The 314-nt window shown below is 45.9% G+C and carries 1 protein-coding gene; it reads left to right on the top strand.

The features are described 5' to 3' along the window. A partial coding sequence (locus EZM41_RS13620) for a hypothetical protein (protein WP_232619123.1) occupies positions 1 to 314 on the top strand: 314 nt, incomplete at both ends.

The raw sequence follows: 314 nt of genomic DNA, 5'->3' as shown, positions 1-314 counted from the left end.
TTTGTCATGGGCTTTGAACTTTCGTGGTCGCTGATTGCTGCTCTGCATGGCAATAAACATTGTATCGATTGCGCGCATGATGCCCGACGTGCCTTGACGGGATATGCATTTGCGGTTTTCTATTTTAATCTCGCCTTCGGATGGCAAAATTACCTTCTCTCGAAGATGACCTATTACAGCGTCGGAAAGCAAAATGACGGGCGTTCCGCTAAACCGCAGTGCTCTCGGCAGTTTGTTCGCTTAAAAAAGAAGCCTCCCCCCTTCGAAATAGCATTTGTCATGCAACGGCTTAATTCTATTTATCTAGTGTTTCA

Origin of the sequence: Acetomicrobium sp. S15 = DSM 107314, from assembly GCF_016125955.1 — a bacterium.
Taxonomy (GTDB): Bacteria; Synergistota; Synergistia; order Synergistales; family Thermosynergistaceae; genus Thermosynergistes; species Thermosynergistes pyruvativorans.
This window is presented reverse-complemented; position numbering and strand designations above follow the sequence as displayed.